This window comes from Arthrobacter sp. SW1 (genome assembly GCF_001766675.1).
Taxonomy (GTDB): Bacteria; Actinomycetota; Actinomycetes; order Actinomycetales; family Micrococcaceae; genus Arthrobacter.
In genome coordinates, this window is the sequence record NZ_MJLT01000017.1 from 1 (window position 1) to 20,124 (window position 20,124).

Sequence of the window (20,124 nt, forward strand, 5' to 3'; positions counted from 1 at the left end):
TTCGGCGCCGGCAGGTAGGTAGGCGCCAATATAGACGATGTTCCAGGCGATGTCGGCGCGGTCGGCGGGGCTGGCCCCGGCGGTATCGAACCGGGCCGGGAGCTGTGCCCCTTCGGTGCCTAGCCCTGCGGCTGACTGTGGTTGACCGGCCTGGTTGTGCCGGGCCGTGAGGTTGTGCAGCGCCCAGGCGAGGTTTTTCAGGTAGGCGGGGTTGTCCGGATGCGTGGCGACCAGGTCCCGGTACACCTTGACGGCTTCGTCGACCCCCTCGATTGCCTGGTTGTGGCGACCCTGTGCTGCCAAGTAGGTGCTTACGGGGTGGACCAGCCAATTCGCGTGGGAGGATCCGTACGTGCGGGGGTCCTCAATCGCTAGCACTCGTGTGATGGCCACGGCATCCAGTGCACGTTCGATCGCCGTCTCGGATGCCCCTACTGGTTCATTCCAGAGGCGATCAGCGGAGGCCAGGATGTCCTGGGCCACTCGCAGCCAACGTGTCGGTGCCCCGGATGACAAGTCGCAGGTGGTTGCCTCGATTACATCGTGCCATGGATAGAACACCGTGACGTCGTCTGGAGTCGTACTCGCACAAGCCAACTTGGGCCCCGATCCGGACCACGGGAATGCCGATTGGGGCCACACGGCTGTTCCCAGCGTGTAGGACGTTCCATCCCCCGGGGCGTCTTTGCCCGCACGGGCTGCATACAGGCGCCCATCCGCTGCCTGCGAGAATACCATTACGGTTCCTGGTGTTGGGCTAGTGGCGGCTAGCGGTCGATGAGGCACGGCGCCGCGCTCGGTGAGTCGGCTAGGGTCGCTCCAGCGGGGCTCAGGGCCATCACCCACGTAGGCCGAGTACCACACGGCCTCGTCCACACCGAGCCAGAACACCTCGAAGCATCGCTTTCTTGGGCTCGTTGCAAGGAGTCGACCCCTTACGGTGCCGGCACTTGCGATGGTGGTTGCGGACGTGAGGGGCGGGTTGTCGTATCGGTCGTAGAACGCCGAGCGGAGTGCACCGTCTTGGTTGCTCCAGAACGTGGCAACCTTCCCGTCTTTGTCGCTGGTGCCCTGGAACTGTAGAAAGTCTCTGCTATCCGTGACGACGATTTTGGGGTCACTCCATTGGCCCGTTTCGTCGCGGCGAGAGCCGTAGATTTCCGGAAAGCCGCCATGCCAGAACACGTCGACCATGGTGGGCGATGTAGCGATGACGTCGATCACGGTTCGAGTGACGCCAGCAGGTGTCGGGGTTGGAATCGTTACGATAGCCGGGTTCCCCGCATCAGGCAGGGGCGGATCGAAATCGACCGCCGTAACGCGAGGGTGGGCCGGAAACTCAGTGTGCGTGAATACGGCAGTCACCCGGCCCGGAGCCGTGACGGCCGCCTTCGGCGTGGACTCCGAACCGTCCGGCCCAACCTTCTTGACAGGAGTCCAAACCGGAACAGCCTCCTTGGGAACACGTGACGTCAAGTGTGCCGACGTTCCTGACGCGAAGCGTGCGTTCTTCCATAGCAGCGTGATCGCACCCGGGCCCGTGACCACGGGAGTGACGTCCCCAACAGTAGGATTACCATCCGCGATGCGGAGGATCGGTCCCCAGGGTTTCCACAGCGTTGTCCGCGGGTCACGCGCATGATACTGGACCTCATCCCGGAATCTCATGAGCAGGTGCAGACCAGTCCGAAGGCGTAGCCCGGCCTTCAGGTCAATAAGCAAGGACTGCCTGTAGTTGTTGAGGTCGGTTTGTCCGCCGGGGATCCAGCCCGAGTCAGTCCATCCAGAGTCGTAACCGCTGATGGTGTCGAGGGACCGGTAGCGCACGCGGAAGTGACCAGCGTCGAGTGACCCTTCAGACACCTCCGGAACCAACGCTGCGTCGGCCTTCTCGATGATCCATGACAGCCGATCGGCGTGACGCTGGAGCTCCGCCCGTGCGGCCGCGCTGGTGCGGAAATTGGGGTTGAGTACGGCCATCACGCCGACGCGCGCGGTCAGCACGTGTGTGTAAGTGGTCGCTGCCAGCCGGTGGTCGAATTTGATCGGGCCGCCGTGGGTGTTGGGACGATGGAAGAACGAGTCCCCAACTAAGAGCGTGTTCACGGCTAGCCACGAGGATGCTTCGGCCTGCAGTCGGTATGAGTCTTCGGAATACCCACCCTCAATCCACCTAGACAAGTGGTCCTGCGCAGTGCGGCTGTGTCCCATGAATTGATCGAGGTCACGCTGCAACGCCAACAGTGCTGCCTGCTCCTCGTGGTTGAGGAGTTGCTTGATTGCATCCCGCAACTCGTCGAGCTGGTCTGACATCTCGGTAAACCCCTGATGCAGAGCCTGCAGACTGAGCACAGTTGCCACCTCGGGTGACGGAGCCATCGTGGCCAAGAATGCCTTGGCCTCCGCATAGGTCTTGTAGACCTGCATGACGGTCTGGTAGGTCTCGTTGGCCTCTTCGATCGCCTTGTAGGCGTCATACGCGGACTTAACCAAGCCCACTATCGCGACCACCGTTCCGACTGCCATGGATCCTCCATCCTTGCGTGAAACGTCTCTACTTATTCATGACTGGCCTGCGCGATGACCAGAGCTAGGTGAGCTTCAAGTCATTTGTCCGTGTACTGCCTCGTTCGGATGTTGTCCCGGATGTAGGGGAAGTACGGGTTGTTCTCGTCCATCGGAGTGATGTTCACCTTGTTCTTGCGATCCCAGCGTTCTTGCGATCCCAGCCGACGAACCAGTCCTCCACAATCGGCGCCTGCGATTCGAGTTCGAAGTTCGCGAATGACTGCGTGGCCGGGTCAAGTTGGCCTCGGCCCAACCCGGCGGCCTTGCCATGATGGGAGTCGCTCTCTCGTGGTTCGGCGGAAAGGGTGTTCCGTTTTTCCGCATCGACGGGCTAGCCATGGCACACCAGAATTCGAGTCAGCTGATCCGACCCTGTGCAATAGTGATCGTCTGCCGCGATCTCACCCATCCCTGCAGCTTCCCTCTCCCCTTGAGGCCCCCAAGGTCGATTGCTTGCAAATCGACCGCCGCCAATGACCCGACGCAAAAGAGCGCGAGACCCAGCGATTTCTTTTCATCGTCCTCACGAATGGGCGCCATGTAAAGAGCACGAGTTGACTCATAAAAAACCTCCGCGGGGGACGGTACGTTGCCTCATTGGAAAACCTCCGGTTGGCATGAGTTGCCGGGTGGTTGGTCGCTGGGTGACTGTTGTGGATGGGACTGACCATGGGTGAGCGCAAGGCAGTGACGAAGCAGCTGGCGTTGCGGTACCAGTCAGCGGGGCGGGCGGTGAAGGGTCAGATCCTCACCGAGTTGGTGGAGTTGACCGGTTGGCGCCGGGATTACGCTCGTCAGGCGCTGCGTCAGGCGCTGGAACCGCCCGGGCTGCGGAGGGTGCGGCCGGGGCGGAAACCTGTTTATCCGGCCGACCTGCAACCGGCCTTGGTGCTGTGCTGGGCGGTGCTCAGGGGCCCGGCGGGAAAGTTGCTGGCGGCAGCGACCGGTTATCTCGTCCCGATGCTGCGTGCAGAACGGGTCTTGGATATCACCGATGCGCAGGCGGATCTGTTGGTTCGCATGAGTGCTGCCACTATCGACCGCAGACTGGCCCGTGAGCGGGAGAAAATGCGCCTGCATGGGCGTTCCCACACCAAGCTGACCGTGAGGTCGTCGCCGTCCTTGACGGTAAGCAGAGACTGGCTTCACTCAACCATCGGAGGCGGAGCTCGGCGAGAAATCCGGCGTTTCTCGTTCGACCATCGCCTGGGTCGAGGCGAATCATGACGTCACGACTGCGACCAGCGCCGAGATTGCCCAGGCACTGGGCCCCATGCTGGAATTGAAAGGCAGCGCATGAGTCCTTCGGGCTCTTGACTCGGGCAACACGCTGGCGCGCGACCCGTAGTACCTTGGTCTTGCTCCAACCGGAGTTGGCGTGCTAGTTTTTCCGGTTGCCCAAATGATGAGAGGAGAGTCCATGTGGAGCGAGCAGGCACGTATCCGAGAGATCGTGGACCAGCTGCGCGGGCTTGGCTATCCCATCGTGCAGACAGAAGTGCGGGTACCGGGCACGGGGCGCCTTCAAGCCGATGTACTTGCCTGGGGAGTCGACGAGACGGGAGAGATCGTCCCGCGCCTGGCCATCGAGATCAAGCACGGGCAGCGCCGTGAAGCAGCGCTGCCGCAGCTGGCCCAGGTTCGGGCCGCGCTCGGAACGGTCGAGCACTACGTCCTGACGGACAAGGGCTGGTTTCAGGCGGGTCACGGGCTGCGCACGCTTCAGCCCGCAGACGGCCCTCCGGCGCTCAGCGGACGTCCGGCCGGAGAGTTGAAGTCGGTTGACCTGGTCACCGAGCTACTGCTGCAGCGTGTCTGGTCGCGTGCCAATCGAGGCAGGAACGGCCAGCTGAGCGCCTCCGTCCTGAGCGCGTTTGTCGAGACCGCGTCGGCCGACTCGCATCAGGCCAGCATCGAGACGGTGAGCGGTGACGTCGTCGCCGTCGATCCGACTGTGTTGTGGCGGGCTCGGCGTGCCGTCCTCGCCGACCTGGCAGAACGTGACCGGTCCGCGAGCTTCTATGTGAGCCCGCCCGCTATCTCAACCGCGATCGGCTCGCTTGTTGGGGAACGGCTTGACGGCGTAGTAGTTGACCCTTTCTGCGGTTCCGGATCGTTTCTCTGGATGTTGCAGGAGCGCGCCGCACGCGAGGGCCGCACGATCGAGACGATTGGGCGCGATATCGACCCGGAGGTCATTCGTGTTGCCTTCCTCATCGGGCAGACTGCACCGGACAAGGTCACGTTCGAAACCGGTGATGCGTTCAGGGATGCCTTGCCGGAAGCTGATGTGATCGTGACCGCGCCACCGTTCGGTTTCCGCCTAGACACGCCACACAAGCTGCAGAACGGTACCTCTACCCGACTGGCAGACGTTGCGGCCGTAGATGTGAGCCTCCGCGCCCTGAAGCCCGGTGGCCGCGCCGTGTTCCAGCTAGCGCCGAGCATGACCTTCCAGGCTCCGGCAGAGGCGTACCGGGAATACCTGGCGAACGATTACCGCGTGGCCGCCCTGATCGGATGCCCGTCTGGATCCGCGTACGGCACGCAGATTCAGACCGTTCTGATGGTCGTGGACAAGTTGCCTGCCAGCGAGACGTTCGTCGCACAGCTCTCGGAGGACTGGGAGAAGCAGCTCGCCCCTGGCGGACCTGCAATGGTGGCGGCACTCTCTCACATTGACGATCCCGGAGCTGGTGCCCGTTGAGCGCGAGCCCGACGACGATCGTCGATCTTCGCAACGAGTCCGACTGGAATCCGGGACGGCTCGTGGCCGTGGCGTTCCGATGGCCTTTACGGTGGCCATTGCTTCGACTGGATGAAATCGGGACGCGGATCGAACCCCAGTTGTTCGTGGAGCAGGGCTCACAGGTGATAGTCCCGGAGGGCCTGGACCGCGTGCACGGCGGTGTTCGCCGTCGCACGACGAAGTACCAAGGAGCCGGACATCTCGTCGGCGGAGACGCTGGGAACCTGCAACCTGGTGATGTCCTTGTCCCAGCGCGCGCCGACCTCCCAGCGCTGATGGTGCACTCTGACCTATCCGGGTCCACCGTGTCAGGGGGCTTCTCAGCGTATCGATTCACGAGCCGGGCGGACGCCTGCTGGGTCTGGGCAGTGTTCAGCTCGGTTGCGGGCCGCGCCTTCCGTCGAGCGTTCCTGACTGACTCCCTATCGGAAAGACGGGCGCGTATCGGTGATGCTGCACTTCCCTGGCCCGATGACGAAACCCGTTCACGGATGGCTAGCCCTTTGGCCGCGGTCGAATCACAATCCCGTGGCAAGGAGGAGGACGCCGTCGCAACGTGGTGGACCACGGCAGACCTGCGACGGATCGAGTGGAAGATAGCGTTGGCAACGCCGGAACCCGAGCGCCTCTTCGACGGAGTCCCTCTCGCTGACCTGGCCATCGAGATCAAGCCAGGGAAGTCATTCGACCGAAACACGACACTCACTGCACCGGCCGACGGTGCGCTTCCGGTGATGACCGGATCGGGGCTTGCCGGTCGTCCCATCACTCGATGGATGATCGAGACGCCCACCTCTTCTGTGGCCGAAGCTGGAGATCTGCTCATCGCGGTCGTCGGAGAGCGCGCGAACGCCAGGGTCGCCGAAAAGCGCTCGATCATCGATTCCGGAGTGTACCGAGTGCGCCTCGCCGAGCCGCATCTGACGAAAATGGTCGCCGCCTTCCTCAACGGGCAGCCCGGCTACGGGCTCCGCAATATTCTCTTGTTCGGAAACGTCATTCCGCGGGTCAGTCTGAAGGATCTCGGGCAGATGCGGATCCCGGAGTCGGTGCTGCGCAGAGACGCACCGGACGGGCCGCTCGAACCGCTTGCTGAACGACTGGAGCGCCTGCTGTGGTCCAAATGAATTGCGTCTTCGTGCCGCTCGTGTTCGCGGAGCTGTACAAACTCCTCGCAGGCGAGAAGCGACACTCGGACGCTCTGGAGGAGCAACTCGCCTCGATTAATTTGCCGCTTGATTGGCTCGCCGAGGCCGGGGATGCGTACAACGCGAAATGGACCTCTGACCTTGAATACCTGACACCAGACAGTGTCGCTCAATGCGCCTTGTCGGAACAGCACTCGCAATTTGCGACCTGGCTGCTCGCCGGCCTGCATGCCAGCGGAGCCTGCGGCGAGCTCTCCGCGAACCTCGAAGCCACAGTCATGACTCGTGCTCTGTCTGAGGTCGACGGAATCCCGACGCCGCTGCCGCCGGTCCTCAGCCCGAAGATCATTGGCTGGGCGCTGGGCAGTGTGATCGGCCGTGAGGGGAGCGACCTCCCCGTTGCGCCGGCATTGTCGCCATCCGACGAAAACGTCCGGGCGGCGTTCGAGGGCCTCATCGAGCACGTACTTGCGATCCAAGGGATGAGTGAACCATGGCCAGAAATGATGCAGACAGCAATGTACTGGCGCGGATATGGCCTGGCTGAAGCACTTCGCCCCGAAGAAAGTACAGGCGGACTAGCGCTCAAACGGCTTCGGCTTGAAACCTTCTCATCGATGGCTTACGCCGAGGGTCTCACAATCGGAAAGCACCTCGACAGCTTCAACGGTCGACGCAACGCGCTGTCCCACATCACGGATGATCCAAGTCGACCCCGGTTCGTTGATGTGATTGATGAGGTTCGTCAGTCATCCGACATCGACCTCACGATGCGCGCGATGACTCAGTTCGTGTTTTATGACGTGGCGCGCGTCGCCCGGGAACATCCCCCAGCCGTCGTTCGTCAGGGGGCGTGGGAATCGATGGAACGGGAGATCCACGTCTGGAGCTAGTGAGCACGGCAGATTGGTCTCCGACCGCCCAGGAAAGTAGTCAGCATTCTCGTGGGCACCTGACCGACCTGACAGCTGTGCTAATCACGTTTTCGATAGGTGAGCCTAAAGCACCGGCAAGGTCGACGGACGATTAGGTCATTCGTGGCTTAGGACCCCAGCCTCCGCCGAGAGCGACGTACGTGAAGTACCTGCAGAAACCGATGCACGGCGGCCCAGTCTCATGCCTGTTGCTACAAACCGGACCAGCGGCTCTGCATCGTCGGCGAGCAGCTCGAGAACCTCGTCGGGCGCGTCAGGATTCAACGCGACGACCAGGGCCAAGTCGATGCTTCGCCCTGCAAGGTCAGCGAGTACCCTTGCCGGCGTTGCGCCGTTGAACGCTACGGCCTGGCGGACCGGCGCGTCGCTGTCCTCAGCGAGGGAAGCAAGCAGGTTCGCCTGTGCATTGGGATTAGCTGCTACCGCCCGTCGCACTTGTTTGCTTCGTCGTTCTCCGCCGAGGAAGGCAAGGATGTCCGCATCTGTTTCCGGGTCGAAGGCGACTGTCAATCGCACGTCAGCCCGCTTATCTGCAGCCTTTTCGAGAAGGGTCGTTCTACTGGCAGGCACCGGTGCTTGCTGCTCATTGAATTCAGCAACGGCGTCATCGAACGATTCACCCCGGCGACAGAACACCTCTCGTGCTCCAGGATTTGATAACGCAATTCCCCGTACGCCGTGTGATTCATCCTCCAACAGCCGCTCCAGCACGCCAGGAGCGAGGATGACCCGCCCCGCTATTACCTGGCGCACCTTTGGCGACGCATCGTGCGATAGTGCGTTGATCGCCGTCGGCGGGGTCGACTCGTTCCCTGAAGCCCGTATTCGGACGTACTCGTCCGAGTCCGCCGAGAGCGCCTCCAGGACATTGGCCGGAGTGCTGGTGTTTGCCGCGACGGCAGCACGGATGTAGCTGTCCACAACGCGAGCGAGCCTTGCCAGTACAGCGGGCGGTGTCCGCTCGTGGCGTGCTGCAGCCTCGCGGACGTCGGGGTCCCGAAGACGGCTCTTGGACAGACGGTTCGGTGGCGGCAATCCGCGCGCCGGCGGTGTTGCCGGCCACGGCCTCAAGCCGCGGTGAGACCCGCTCAAGGTAGGCCAGCACCGGTGAGCCGGAATCCTTCAAACTGTCAGTGAGACTCAACTCTGGTCACGCTCAAAAAAACTAGGCCGTTGGCTCATGCCCTTAGCGTACGTGGGCCCTCCGACACGAGCAGAGCCGGCCAGCTGAAGTCTTTCGGTGTCCCGGACTGCTCTGGCACGCCGCAGAACTGTCCTGCAATGACTCTATGATGATCCCGTGACGATTCCTGACCTGAACGCACTTACTCTTTCTGAACTGCTCCAACTGCAATCGCGCATCGGACAGGAGGTCATTCGTCGCGGTGTCTCCCGCACATCCGGCAGTATTCAGGGCGAGGTCGGCGAAGCGCTGGCGCTGGCGGTCTATGGTGGTGTCCTCGCGCCGCCCGGGACGAAAGGGTACGACCTGACTGATGAACTGGGTCGCAAGATGCAGGTGAAAACTCGCACCCTGCCGAAAGGCGTGAACCGTATATTTCAGTTCGCCCCCGAGCTCCCCGACTTTATCGATTTCGATGTCGCTCTGTGCATTCGATTCGAGCGTGAAACAGACGCGTTGGAATGGGCGCGCGAGTACACGCGGGAAGAGCTCATGGGGCTTCTCAGCCCGCACGCCAAGGGACCTAGGCTTCCGACTGGTCGGGCACGGCAGCACGGAACGGACGTAACGGCGAAGTTCCGGTTGGCTTACGAGGCACTGGGCGGCATGAGAGGTGAAGCCCCGCACCCCGGCGTTCAGCGTCCTTCCTGACTTGCAGCACGCGTGTTGAATGGCCGCGTCGCTTAGCGAAGGTCAACAAGCCCGCATCGAGATTCACTCGTTTTGCGGGATATTGCGAAGCTTGGTAGAGGCAGCCTTGGACGAGCTAGCTTCCGGACTTCAAGGGTAGTTTGATTTTGTCCTTCACTAGCACGCCGAGGGCGGAAAAGGCGACGGCCACGAGGACTGGCTTGCCCTTATCCCATGCTTCCGTTCCGGCTTCCGCCAAGGCATTCTTCCACTGTTGCCACTCCCGAATGGCAGCGCGCCACTGAATAGGGTCCAGTGAGTCCCAATCGACTTCGATGCTCAGTGCCTTATAGAAGCGTTTGATAAGACTCCGGGTGTCGTCGATGGACCTGATGACAGCTGGTAGACCCTTCACATGGAGAATGGCATTCTGATTTGCCCGACAGGCAGCCGAGTCCATGCGCTGCATCAGGACAGACATGCCTTCGTGCAGCTCGACCTGATCGCCTTGGCGTGAAGCATCGAGCGACAGTCGCCTCGTGTCCACACGGTCGGGCGCGGGGACGGATGTGCAATGAACGGCGAGAAGATCAGCGGCGAACCGGAGGGAGCGCGGTGTGGCTGCTCGGTGTGTATGCGAAGCTCGGGTTCCCTCGGCTGCCTTCCGCCGCCAATTCACGGCACAAAGAGAGGTGTGCACAATGTGCACACCTTGTCTGTCGGACTGGGCCGTACATCGGCCGGACTGGCCCGGATTCGGCATGTTTTCGCGACTTCCCAGTGTTTCCGCGGCCCGGAACCCGGTTCGAGTCCCACCTCGGGCACAGTGTTTCCGCAGGTCAGAGTGGTTTTAGGCCTCTGAGTGTGGACAGAATGTTTACGGAAAGGCCCCTTCGGGGGCCTTTTTCGTTTCCGGGTGCCTCGGTTTCCTTGGGGGGTGTTGGTTCTGTGGTCTTGCTTATCCATGGTGGGACCAGGTCTGAACTATATGACATCTACCCGTCGTCCGCGATGATTTCGTTAGGTGGCGCAGACAGAGGAGCTCGGAGCGTTCAGGAGAGTATGCACAATGTGCACAGCCGCTCTTAAGGTTGGACCCGGGTTGATCAAATTTTCCAAGTTCTCGTGCGGTGTCGGCCGACATAAGAGAGGTGGGCACGGTCGGTGGTCCAGCCGGCTACGACGTCGAGGACTACAAGGGATGTAACGTCGTTGAACGCGGCTTCAACCAGGACAAGCAATGGCGAGGCCTCGCCACTCGTCATGACAAACTCAGGCTCACTTGCCGCGGAGGAACCATCTCCAAGCCATCGCACGTCTTTCAGACGAGGCAGCTCAGCGGCGAAGGTTGGTGCAAGGTGGTCACCACCCGTATCGGACTGGTTCCGGTCGGTCCATGCCCAGGAGTTCTTCAACTTCGTCGGTGGCGTAGCAACCCCATCGCTCCGAGGCCGCCAGCCATGTTCCGCTGGGATTGCCGTCCCAGGTCGTCGCGAGCATAGTGAGTGGCTGACCGGCAAACGGTCCAGAGGCTGGTGTGTACGCGAACTCCCTGACGCCGTAGTCGCTGATGTCGTTCGAGCCGTGCCGGTTTCCTGCGGCGTCGATGAATGCGTGTGCCAGGGCCATGTTGCAAGCTTAGCCCGTGGGCGCAGCCACGTTGGGTTGCGGGTTGACGCCGGAGTCTGTTGGCTGCCGGAAACAGCCGCCGTGCAGTTGCCTTCCGCTGCGGGCACCCTCACAGAAAGCGGTGTTTCGCAGTTATGCTGCGCGAGGCTCGCCTTGCTCGCGACCGGAAGTTTGGTTGGTAGCTCGGCGCCGTGTGCTTGTGTTTGCAGGGCCTAGCCGGCCGCTCCGATTGCTGCGTTGTTGTGGATTGCTAACTGCCGCGGCGATGGGTGCCTGGGCTATTGAGGGAACACTCTGCCACTCGAGGACGAGGCTAGTGTTCCGGTGCTTTCGTGCGGGGCACGGCCCAAAGGGCGGGAGGATATTGGCCGGGCTGGTATCCGGGAGTGGTGAGGTAAACCGCGGTGGTGTCGGTGAGGTGGATAGTGACGTCTTGGTTGGTGAAGCGGCTTAGGGCGCCGTGCAGTATCTGAACTGCCAAATATGCGGTCGCGGGTTGCCGATTATCGCTTTGTGCTTCGACGCGGATGGAACCGGTGTTAGCGGTTTCCTGGCCGTTGGCTGACGAGATGTGAAGAAGATCCTGCTCCAAGTGCACTCTGACGATTCCTCGTTGGTATCCGGTTCGCGAGGACTCGGCCAGGCGTTTTGCCTCGGAGAGATAGGAGAGGACTTCCTTGCTCTTGAACGTCGCCGACGCGGTGATATTGCAGGCGGCAGGATTATGGGTTGCTTTCCAAGGAGCGATCTCGCTTGTCCAAGCTGCCCAATGGTTTCCCCCGATCATGAGGAGCTTCTTGCCTGTCGGTGACGTTGTCTCACCGATGTGGATTTCGCCGCTGCTGATTGCTTTGGCGACGTCCTGAAGCCAGCGGTTATGAAGTGAGCTGGTGAAGGCTGAGTCGTGGCGGGCGAGGACGGAGGACTGGGCGTAGGAGTACATGTCGATGGCATCCAGGACGAGGCGGCCATCGACAGTGCGGAGGGCCACTTGATTTGGTTCTCGGGGGTCCGAGCCTGTGGTGTTGTTCCCCGCAGAAGCTGATGTAAAAGGCACTGCTTGCTTGAAGGCTGCAACTGAATGCACCCGGACCGAGGCATCTGCTCGCGGAGGCAGCTCGGGTTCGTCAATGATGCGGGGCAGTATTGCAGCTAAGTGAGATCGCCCACCAACGCTGATGCGTGCTCGCTTTTCTCCGTCATGCTCGATCGTTGCTATTGCGGCTGCACGCGCGGCCGCGGGCAGGCCTTTCCGGAGTGCGTCGACGATCTGCCAGAACTCGCGAGAGTCGATGACAGCAGTTCCTGGGACGTCTACGGTTGCTTCGAGGTCGCAGGTGGCAGCGGTGAAGTCGTTGCTTGCACACATTCTTACGCCGTCTTGAAGGGGTTGCATCCAGATGCCACCTTTGATGGCGCCCGTGTAAGAGTAGTCAACCCCCGTCCTGACCAGATTGAGAGCCGAGACGAGTCGCATCAAGGGGATATGAAATCTGAACGGCTCGGCTGGTGTTGGAGGGTCGATCGTTGGGCTGAGGCGGTCGGTCCAGCCCGGCCATGTCAGCCCCGCGTCCCGGAGTGCTTGAATGACCAGGCCATACTGTTCATCTGAGAGCTCGTCAAGCAGCCGCTTGAATTCCCACTTCTTTATCGTTGGCACAGTGCCATCATCCCCGGTCGACTCTGCGAATCAAGTCACCGAAGGAGTGTCCGTACTATGTGCTCTGATCTGCTCAGACGATCCTGCGCCTGATGGTGTGACGTTATCAATGTGGGCTCCGGATACGCCCTTGCTGGGCAACGAGTGCGGGCAAGGTACTGGTTTGGTACCATAGCTTCCATGGCAATGAATCTTCGCGTCCCGGAAGACCTTGATCGTCGGCTTGAGCAACTCGCCGCCGAGGAGCATACGTCCAAGTCCGCGCTCCTTCTGCAGGGGGCTGAGTTGGTTCTGCAGCGCCACGCGCGCCGGCGTGAAATCAGTGAGGGCCTGGATTTCGTCATGACTCATGACGCTGAGTTGCTTACCCGGCTTGAGGACGCGTGACCGCGTACCTGGACATCGAGGATGCGCTGCAGGTTGTTGATCGGTACGGCTTTCGCATCCGGGATGTCGGCCTGCTTGCTTCGGCATTGGCCCGCCCGGCGACAACTGTCATGGGTGCGGAGGCCTATCCCGAGTTGGCGGGCAAGGCGGCCGCTTTGCTTGAGTCGGTGGCCCGTTTTCATCCGCTCATCGACGGCAACAAGCGCACAGCATGGACGCTGATGGTCTTGCTGTCGTGGATCAACGGCTTCCGCCATGACTTCACGACTGATGAGGGTTTCGGGCTCGTCGTGGGAGTGGCTGCTGGCGACATCGAGCTGCGGGACTCGGCGGCGGAGATTTCGAAGCACTTGGTGCGCCGTTAGTTGTTGCTGAGGCTTCCAACGAGCGGGGGTGTGGACACTGTCCACACTTTGCCTCTCGGGCTGGACCGTACATCGGCCGTATTGGGCCGTGCCCGGCATGTTTTCGGGAGCTCCCTGTGTTTCCGGGGCTTGGAACCCGGTTCGAGTCCCACCTCGGGCACAGTGTTTCCGCAGCTCAGGGGCTTGTAGACCGCTGAGTGTGGACAGAATGTTCACGGAAAGGCCCCTTCGGGGGCCTTTTTCGTTGGCGGATGCCTCGCTTTCTTTGGGTGGCTGGTGGTTCAGTGGTCTTCCTTATCCATCGTGGGGCAGGGGCGGTGCTACATGACCTTTGGCTGATGGTGGGTGGGGTCCGCGACTGCTTCGCCGTAGCAGACTTCCTCGAGCGTAGGAGCTAGGACTAAGGCGACCAGCCTTGTTACTTGTGAACCAGGAATGCATTGACTCCTTAGTGCCTTCGGCTGGCGTTGTGCACACCTGGGACAGCAAGCCGAATCCTCACATGGCATAAATGCTGCCGCCAACTCGGCGCCGCGCCGGTTCAGGTCTGATCGCCCATGCACGTCAATAGGTGCCGGCCCTGAATGTTTGCTCGGCAAATCGGCGCGCTTAGGTGCCCCTTGAGCCGGGACGTTCTGGTATTGAGTGCCCTGTGAAGCGGCCTGGGCGCAAAGTCTGCCGCATGTGGAGGCCAAAGCCGCGGGTTAGTGACCAGGCTGTCGCAGATTCACTAACGATGCCAGGATGCTTCGGGTGCATATCGCCGGCGATGAGTATGGGTCACCGCGGGGAAGCTTCGTTGAAGGGGCTGATGGCATGGTGAAATCCACTGGGAGAGACCTCGCGCCCACGGCGTTCTGGTAACAGTTTGGTAACGGCGTTGCGTCAATTCGTTTGACCCTTGCAGCATTGCATCAATCGTTTGCAGTAGTCCATCAATCGATTGATGATCAAGGAAGCAGGTGCCAATCGTGAGCCTCGTCACGCTCCGTGATATCGCCAATGAGGTTGGTGTATCGGTATCCGCAGTGTCCTTGGTCCTGAACGACAGGGGAGAAGGGCGTGTCAATGCCAATGTTGCGGAACGAATCCGTGCTGTGGCTGATGAGCTGGGTTATGTCCCGAACCTGTTGGCGCGTGGTCTGAAGACCAAACAGTCCCTCACCATCGGCTTGCTTTCGGACCGGGTTGCGTCGATTCCCTTCGCCGGCCCCATGTTGGCCGGAGCGCAGACGGCGGCGGCAGAACACGATTACCTGCTGATGCTCATCGACACGGCAGGCGATCCCGGGCTGGAGGTGCCGGCGGTCAAGGCCCTGCTTCAGCGGAACATTTCTGGAGGCCGGGCATCGCAGGATCGCGATGTGCAATCTGGCGGACGAACAATATGTCGCACGCCGGCTGCGGCGCGAAGGATATGAAGCAGCGCAACGGGCGGGTGGGCTGACTCCGGATCCAACACTGCACGCCGAGGCAGCAGACCTGACTGCTGAGGCAGCCCGGAAAGTTGCCATGGACCTTTTGCTTCACCCGGACCGTCCGACGGCAATCTTCTGCTTCTCCGACAGGCTGGCATTCGGAATCTATCAAGCCGCTTCCCAGTTGGGCCTGCGGATCCCGGAGGACCTCTCCGTGGTGGGATTCGACAACCATCCGTTCCTCGCTGAGAGCCTCCTGCCCGGCCTTAGCACCGTTCAGCTCCCGCATTACGAAATGGGGCGGTGGGCAGTGCAGCAGCTCGTCGCGCGAACCGCTGGGGAGGGCCCGGAGCAGCCCGTCTCCTTCCTGGCCCCCTGCCCCCTTGTGATCCGCGACTCTGTGGCCCGCCCGTCGTCGTAACGATTCTCCGCATCATCTTGTCGGCTGCCGCAGGCAGCCGGCCCACCCCAACGCGCCCCGAACACTGGCGTGCAACCAAGTAGAGAGGTATCACCATGCGTCCAATGACCCGACGTCAGGCCATCGCCGGCCTCGGCGCCCTCGGTTTCGGAGCCCTGAGCCTGGCGGCTTGTTCGTCGGCCGCCCCTTCCGGAAACTCCGCCGGGAACGGTTCCGGCAAATTCACCATCCTGCAGTATGAAGATCCCACCACTCCGCAGGGCCAAGGCTGGCGGAAAGCGGTCGAGCTCTTCAAAGCCAAGCACCCCGGCCTCACAGTGGATGTCCAGCAGACCAGCTTTGATGCTTTCCGTCAGAACGCAAAGATCCTGTTGTCCGGCAATGACGTTCCGGACGTTGTGGAGTTCAACAAGGGCAATGCCGACGGCGGACAGCTCGCTTCCCAAGGGCTGCTCCAGCCCCTGAATGAGCAGGTCAGCCAGTTCGGCTGGGACAAGAAGGTCACCGGTTCCATGGCCGCCTTCGCGAAGTACAACGACGACGGCATGGCAGGCGACGGTGACTGGTACGGCGTCCCTAACGTGGGGGAGTACGTGTACTTCTACTACAACAAGGCCAAGTTCGCGAAAGCCGGCATCAAGGACCTGCCCACAGACCTGGCCTCCTTCGAAGCCGCGGTGGACAAACTGAAAGCCGCCGGCGAAGTGCCGATTTCCAGTTCGGCCAGCACCAGCCAGGGTTTCAACCAGATGTGGGTCTGGTACTCGCTGGTTTCGGCCGAGGCCAGCCGGAAAGAGATTGACGACTTCATGTTCGTTCGCGACAAGGTCGATTTCCGTTCCGGCGCCTGGAAGAGCGGAACCGAACGTTTCCAGCAATGGATCGAGAAGGGATATGTCGGCGACAAACTCGGTGGCCTGTCCTTCGAACAAGCCACCGTGAACTTCCTCTCGGAAAAGGCCGTCATGCTGCCTTGGAACAACGGCATGTTCGCGCGCATCCGCAAAGACGCCAAGTTCGACTGGGGATTCTTCATCATGCCTGGCGCCAAGTTGTCCATGGGCTCCTCCGGCCACCTCTGGGGCGTTCCCGCCAAGGCGAAGAACAAGGACCTGGCCTATGACTGGATCGAAACCACCCTTAGCCCCGAAGTGCAAAACCTGATCGGACAGAAGGGCGGACTCCCGCTCGCCGGTGACATCAATGCGATCTCCGACCCGCTGACGAAGGAACTGACCCAAAAGTTCAACGACGTCGTCAAGGCGGACACCTTGTCCTTCTACCCCGACTACCCTGTCCCCGGCTTCCTGGACTTCATCCAGAACCACATGCAAGCCATGTCCAACAAGAACGAAACCGCTGCCGGCTATCTCGATGCCCTGCAGGAGTTCTACGACAAGGGCACTAAGTAGCCCCCGCCGGTGGGGCGGGCTATCGGCCCGCCCCACCTCCTGATCGAACAAGCACTCAGACGAATGGAACCCCGCCGTGAGCAATGGACTGGCGCCGAAGCTGCGCCGACCGAGCGGCTACTGGCTGTATCTGCTGCCGATCTTCATCGGCTTCCTGGCCGTGGTCGGCATCCCCTTCGGGATGAACATCTACTACTCCCTCTTCCGGTGGAAGGGCGGAACCGCCCCCATGCGGTGGAACGGCTTGAACAATTATGTGCAGTTGTTCGAAGACGTTGAATTCTGGACATCCCTGCGAAACTCCATCTTCATGGTCGTCGCCATCGTGGTCATACCCACCGCCATCGGGTTGTTGCTCGCGGCCCTGCTGACAGAAACCATCGGCCGGCGTTTCGGACCCAGGATCGCCAGTTTCCTCCGCGCCACCTATTACCTCCCGCAGATCCTGCCGATCGCCGTCGCCGGCTTCATGTGGAGCTGGATCCTCGACCCCTCGAACGGTGCCATCAACACCTTCCTCCAGTCCCTGGGTGCCGATGGCCCGGACTGGCTCGGCAACCCTGACTTGGCGATCTACGCCGTCATGCTGATGCTCATCTGGCTGCAGATCGGCTATCCACTGGTGATCTTCATGGCCGCGCTATCCCGCGTGGACCCGGAACTCTACGAGGCCGCCGCACTTGACGGCGCCGGGAAATGGCGGCAGGTCCTGGCCATTTCCCTGCCGACCATCCGGCCGGAGATCTTCATCGTGGTCCTGACGGCGACTGTGGCGGCGCTCAAGGTCTTTGCTCCGATCCTGATCCTGACCGGAGGCGGGCCGGAAGGTTCCACCGTGGTGCCGTCGTACTACGCCTACCGGAACTTCTTTGAATTGTCCCAAGTGGGCTACGGCTCCACGATCTCCACCGTCATGGCCTTGGTAATTTTCGCGATTGCAGCGCTCATGCTGTGGTGGCAGCGCAGGCAGGAAGCACAATGAGCAATGTACGGACCCTTGACCGACAGCAAGTAGTGACGGACCGCGGCGGTTCACTCCAGCGGCGAACCCCAGGTGAGTGGGTCCTGTTTGCCGTGGCCATTGCGGCCGGCATCGCGATCTTCGCGCCCTTCGGCCTGATCATCCTGAACGCCTTCAAGTCCACGCAGGACTACTCGAGCAATGGCCCCTTGGCCTTCCCGTCGTCCTTCTCATTGCAGGCGTTCCTGGACTACCTGGGCCGCGTGAACTACGGCCAGGCTCTCTGGAACTCGATCGCCGTCTCCGTGCTCGTGGCTGCCATCGCGGTGGTGTTGTCCCTGATCAGTGCCTACCCGCTGGGCATTGGACGGGTAAAGGTGAGCGGCATCGTGCTCGCTGTGTTGCTCATTGCCACGATGCTTCCGCACGAGGCCCTCATTTACCCCCTGTTCTATGGAGCTCAGGCCACCGGGACGTTCAACACCATCTGGAGCGTCGTCATCGTATTCTCGGTGCTCCAGGCCGCCTACGGGACATACCTTATTTCCAGCGTTATGGGCGCCATCCCCAAGGAACTGATCGAAGCTGCCCAGCTTGATGGCGCCAGCCGCTGGCAGATCCTCTGGCGGATCCTGGTGCCGATCCTGCGCCCGAGCCTGTCCGTGCTCGTGGTGTTCTTCTTCATCTGGACCTGGAACGAGTTCTACATTCCCGTAGTCCTCCTTTCCGACCAGTCCTCCCAGACCATCCCGATCGCCCTGTCAACGCTCCGCGGCCAGCACAACATCGACATCACTGTCCTGAACGCGGGCTCACTCTTGTCCCTCCTGCCAACTCTCGTCTTCTTCCTGCTTTTCCAACGGACCCTGGTGCGCGGTGTCGCGGCCGGAGCCGTCAAGTAGAGCCATTCCAGAAGCACTTACGAAAGGAACCAAACGTGTCAATCATGTGGGCGATGCAGCCCGCCGGCGTCAGCAGCCGCTCCATCAATGCCGAAAACTTCAGCGGAGAGCCCGGGCAGGGCGCGAAGGCATCCTCTGAGCTGGGCCCGGGCCGAAAAGGTTCAGCCTGGATCAACATCCCTTCCGGCGAGACCGCCACCTTGGCCGACATCCAAGGACCCGGTGTCATCCGCCATATCTGGATCACTGTGGATGACCGGACGGACAAGGGCCCCTTCGTGCTCCGGGACCTCGTCCTGCGCATGTACTGGGACGGCTCCGACGTGCCAAGCGTGGAAGTTCCGCTGGGTGACTTCTTTTGCAACGGCTTTGCCCAACGCTGTTTGGTGACGAGCGAGCCCGTGGTGGTAGCCCCGACGGGCGGGATGAACTGTTTCATCGCCATGCCGTTCCGGGAGAGGGCACGGATCACCGTTGAAAACCAGCATGGGGGTGCGCTGACGCACTTCTTCTATCAGGTGGACTACACGGTGGGCGACGACGTATCCGGGGCCGGATACTTCCACGCCCAGTGGCGCCGCTCCAACGGCGATCTGCCCTTGGGCGAGGACCATGTGATCCTGGACGGAGTTGAAGGCCGCGGCACATATCTGGGCACCTACATTGGCCTTGCCTCGCTGCAGCGTTACTGGTGGGGTGAAGGCGAAGTCAAGTTCTTCATCGACTCCGACGCCGACTGCCCCACACTGTGCAGCACCGGCCTGGAGGACTACGCCGGCGGTGCCTGGGCCTTCCAGGACGAGCTCCGGCTGGACCCCGAACCGGAAGTCCTGACATTCAGCGCCCCGTACTTCGGTTATCCCTTCCACGAAACGCAGGACAAGAGCAAAGCGGCACCTTTCCACCGGGGCATGCCGCCAATGCATGGCCTGTACCGCTGGCACATCCCGGACCCCATCTACTTCCAGGAACGCCTCAAGGTCACCGTTCAGCAGATCGGAACCTGGGATCACGGAGGGCTGTTCGAGCGGAGCGACGACATCTGCAGTACCGCGTACTGGTACCAGGACACGATCAACCGTAACCTTCCCGAACTGCCGGCCGCCCGGCTGCGCTGGCCGCGGTAGTCCTGTGCCGCCGTCGGGCCCTAGGAGTCCAGCCGAAGCGGCCCTGCCAGGTCTTCTGGCAGGGCCGCTTCAGTCTCAGCCTATTGGCGTAAATTTTTGAACCTCAGGGACAGCGCGGTAATGACTCCTCGTACTCACCCGTGTGCTTGTGTCTTTGCTGGCGGACCGAAGTCCAGCAGCACCTTGCCGGATTGTGCGGAGTTCTTTGCTATCTCGAAGGCTTCCAGGGCGTGGTCGAGGGGGTATTCGTGGGTCACGACCGGGTCGGCGTGTAGTGAGCCGTCGGCCAGGGCGGTGATGACTTCGTCGATTTCGTCGTTGAAGCGGAAGGAGCCCAGGAGTTCCAGTTCGCGGGTGATGGCCAGGGAGATGAGCACCGGCTGGGGTCCGCTGGGCAGCAGCCCGACCATGACCACTTTGCCGCCGCGCACCGCGCCTTTGATGGCCGAGGCCAGGCCGAAGTGGCTGCCGGAGGATTCGATGACGACGTCGGCCTCGACGGCGGCGATCGCCTCGGCGTCGTCTCCCTTGAGGACCTCGTCCGCACCGACCGCGCGCGCGATTTCGAGCGGTTTGTCGTGCATGTCCACGGCGGTGATTTTCGCCGCGCCGGCGCGTTTCAGGACGGC

General features: G+C 61.6%; 20 protein-coding genes. 13 read left to right on the forward strand and 7 right to left on the reverse strand.

The genetic code is table 11. The features are described from left to right. Positions 1-2,526 (reverse strand): hypothetical protein (locus tag BIU82_RS09740; RefSeq protein WP_070349279.1); only part of this gene is annotated, 2,526 nt, incomplete at its 3' end. A 711-nt stretch (positions 2,527-3,237) separates the two neighbouring features. Here BIU82_RS09740 and BIU82_RS09750 point away from each other — a divergent pair. Both BIU82_RS09750 and BIU82_RS09755 read left to right on the forward strand, forming a co-directional pair. Beyond that, entirely contained in the window at positions 3,238-3,795 is a 558-nt protein-coding gene (locus BIU82_RS09750; RefSeq protein ID WP_139146569.1) for a transposase, read from the forward strand. 193 nt (positions 3,796-3,988) lie between these two features. Continuing rightward, the gene (locus BIU82_RS09755; RefSeq protein ID WP_070349282.1) at positions 3,989-5,275 is read left to right on the forward strand and encodes an N-6 DNA methylase; all 1,287 of its coding nucleotides are present in this window, start codon (positions 3,989-3,991) and stop codon (positions 5,273-5,275) included. A 158-nt stretch (positions 5,276-5,433) separates the two neighbouring features. Here BIU82_RS09755 and BIU82_RS19895 read toward each other — a convergent pair whose 3' ends face one another. After that, a complete protein-coding gene (locus BIU82_RS19895) occupies positions 5,434-5,601 on the reverse strand; it encodes a hypothetical protein (protein WP_171906526.1) in 168 nt (55 codons plus the stop codon). Between the two features lie 219 nt (positions 5,602-5,820). Between BIU82_RS19895 and BIU82_RS09760 the strand changes: the two genes are divergently transcribed. Both BIU82_RS09760 and BIU82_RS09765 read left to right on the forward strand, forming a co-directional pair. Next, positions 5,821-6,444 carry a hypothetical protein gene (locus tag BIU82_RS09760; RefSeq protein ID WP_070349283.1) on the forward strand — a complete coding sequence of 208 codons (624 nt, stop codon included), beginning with the start codon at positions 5,821-5,823 and terminating at the stop codon, positions 6,442-6,444. Beyond that, on the forward strand, positions 6,432-7,358 hold the full coding sequence (locus BIU82_RS09765; RefSeq protein WP_139146570.1) for a hypothetical protein: 927 nt from the start codon (positions 6,432-6,434) through the stop codon (positions 7,356-7,358). Before BIU82_RS09760 ends, BIU82_RS09765 begins: the two co-directional genes overlap by 13 nt. Positions 7,359-7,496: 138 nt before the next feature. Here BIU82_RS09765 and BIU82_RS19690 read toward each other — a convergent pair whose 3' ends face one another. Next, a complete protein-coding gene (locus BIU82_RS19690; RefSeq protein WP_139146571.1) occupies positions 7,497-8,321 on the reverse strand; it encodes a hypothetical protein in 825 nt (274 codons plus the stop codon). A gap of 379 nt (positions 8,322-8,700) precedes the next feature. On the opposite strand from BIU82_RS19690, the gene BIU82_RS09775 reads away from it, so the two are divergent. Then, positions 8,701-9,234, forward strand: coding sequence for a hypothetical protein (locus BIU82_RS09775; RefSeq protein WP_070349286.1), 534 nt, complete (start codon positions 8,701-8,703; stop codon positions 9,232-9,234). Between the two features lie 115 nt (positions 9,235-9,349). Here the strand turns inward: BIU82_RS09775 and BIU82_RS09780 are convergent, their stop codons facing one another. The 3 genes from BIU82_RS09780 to BIU82_RS19700 all read right to left on the reverse strand — a co-directional run bounded on the left by BIU82_RS09780 (position 9,350) and on the right by BIU82_RS19700 (position 12,502). Further along, positions 9,350-9,682, reverse strand: coding sequence for a hypothetical protein (locus BIU82_RS09780; RefSeq protein WP_171906527.1), 333 nt, complete (start codon positions 9,680-9,682; stop codon positions 9,350-9,352). Between the two features lie 893 nt (positions 9,683-10,575). Further along, the gene (locus tag BIU82_RS20150; RefSeq protein ID WP_253182737.1) at positions 10,576-10,842 is read right to left on the reverse strand and encodes a hypothetical protein; all 267 of its coding nucleotides are present in this window, start codon (positions 10,840-10,842) and stop codon (positions 10,576-10,578) included. A 313-nt stretch (positions 10,843-11,155) separates the two neighbouring features. Beyond that, complete coding sequence (locus tag BIU82_RS19700; RefSeq protein ID WP_139146573.1) at positions 11,156-12,502, reverse strand: hypothetical protein; 1,347 nt, start codon at positions 12,500-12,502, stop codon at positions 11,156-11,158. Between the two features lie 180 nt (positions 12,503-12,682). Between BIU82_RS19700 and BIU82_RS09790 the strand changes: the two genes are divergently transcribed. The 8 genes from BIU82_RS09790 (at position 12,683) to BIU82_RS09820 (ending at position 19,495) form a co-directional block, all read left to right on the forward strand. Beyond that, positions 12,683-12,889 carry a ribbon-helix-helix protein, CopG family gene (locus BIU82_RS09790; protein WP_253182738.1) on the forward strand — a complete coding sequence of 69 codons (207 nt, stop codon included), beginning with the start codon at positions 12,683-12,685 and terminating at the stop codon, positions 12,887-12,889. Then, entirely contained in the window at positions 12,886-13,254 is a 369-nt protein-coding gene (locus BIU82_RS09795) for a Fic family protein (protein ID WP_070349290.1), read from the forward strand. The genes BIU82_RS09790 and BIU82_RS09795 overlap by 4 nt, the downstream gene beginning before the upstream one ends. 971 nt (positions 13,255-14,225) lie before the next feature. Next, the gene (locus BIU82_RS20155; protein WP_253182739.1) at positions 14,226-14,675 is read left to right on the forward strand and encodes a LacI family DNA-binding transcriptional regulator; all 450 of its coding nucleotides are present in this window, start codon (positions 14,226-14,228) and stop codon (positions 14,673-14,675) included. Then, positions 14,617-15,093, forward strand: a complete 477-nt coding sequence (locus BIU82_RS20160) for a substrate-binding domain-containing protein (RefSeq protein ID WP_253182740.1) — start codon at positions 14,617-14,619, stop codon at positions 15,091-15,093. Before BIU82_RS20155 ends, BIU82_RS20160 begins: the two co-directional genes overlap by 59 nt. A gap of 104 nt (positions 15,094-15,197) precedes the next feature. Beyond that, positions 15,198-16,505, forward strand: a complete 1,308-nt coding sequence (locus BIU82_RS09805; protein WP_253182741.1) for an extracellular solute-binding protein — start codon at positions 15,198-15,200, stop codon at positions 16,503-16,505. A gap of 76 nt (positions 16,506-16,581) precedes the next feature. Then, positions 16,582-17,487 carry a sugar ABC transporter permease gene (locus BIU82_RS09810; protein ID WP_139146574.1) on the forward strand — a complete coding sequence of 302 codons (906 nt, stop codon included), beginning with the start codon at positions 16,582-16,584 and terminating at the stop codon, positions 17,485-17,487. Then, positions 17,484-18,368: a carbohydrate ABC transporter permease gene (locus BIU82_RS09815; protein WP_070349292.1), complete on the forward strand. Its 885-nt coding sequence runs from the start codon at positions 17,484-17,486 to the stop codon at positions 18,366-18,368. Before BIU82_RS09810 ends, BIU82_RS09815 begins: the two co-directional genes overlap by 4 nt. Positions 18,369-18,412: 44 nt before the next feature. After that, positions 18,413-19,495: a glycoside hydrolase family 172 protein gene (locus BIU82_RS09820; RefSeq protein WP_070349293.1), complete on the forward strand. Its 1,083-nt coding sequence runs from the start codon at positions 18,413-18,415 to the stop codon at positions 19,493-19,495. Between the two features lie 134 nt (positions 19,496-19,629). Here the strand turns inward: BIU82_RS09820 and BIU82_RS09825 are convergent. After that, the coding region (locus BIU82_RS09825) for a zinc-binding dehydrogenase (protein ID WP_139146575.1) at positions 19,630-20,124 on the reverse strand (495 nt) is incomplete at its 5' end.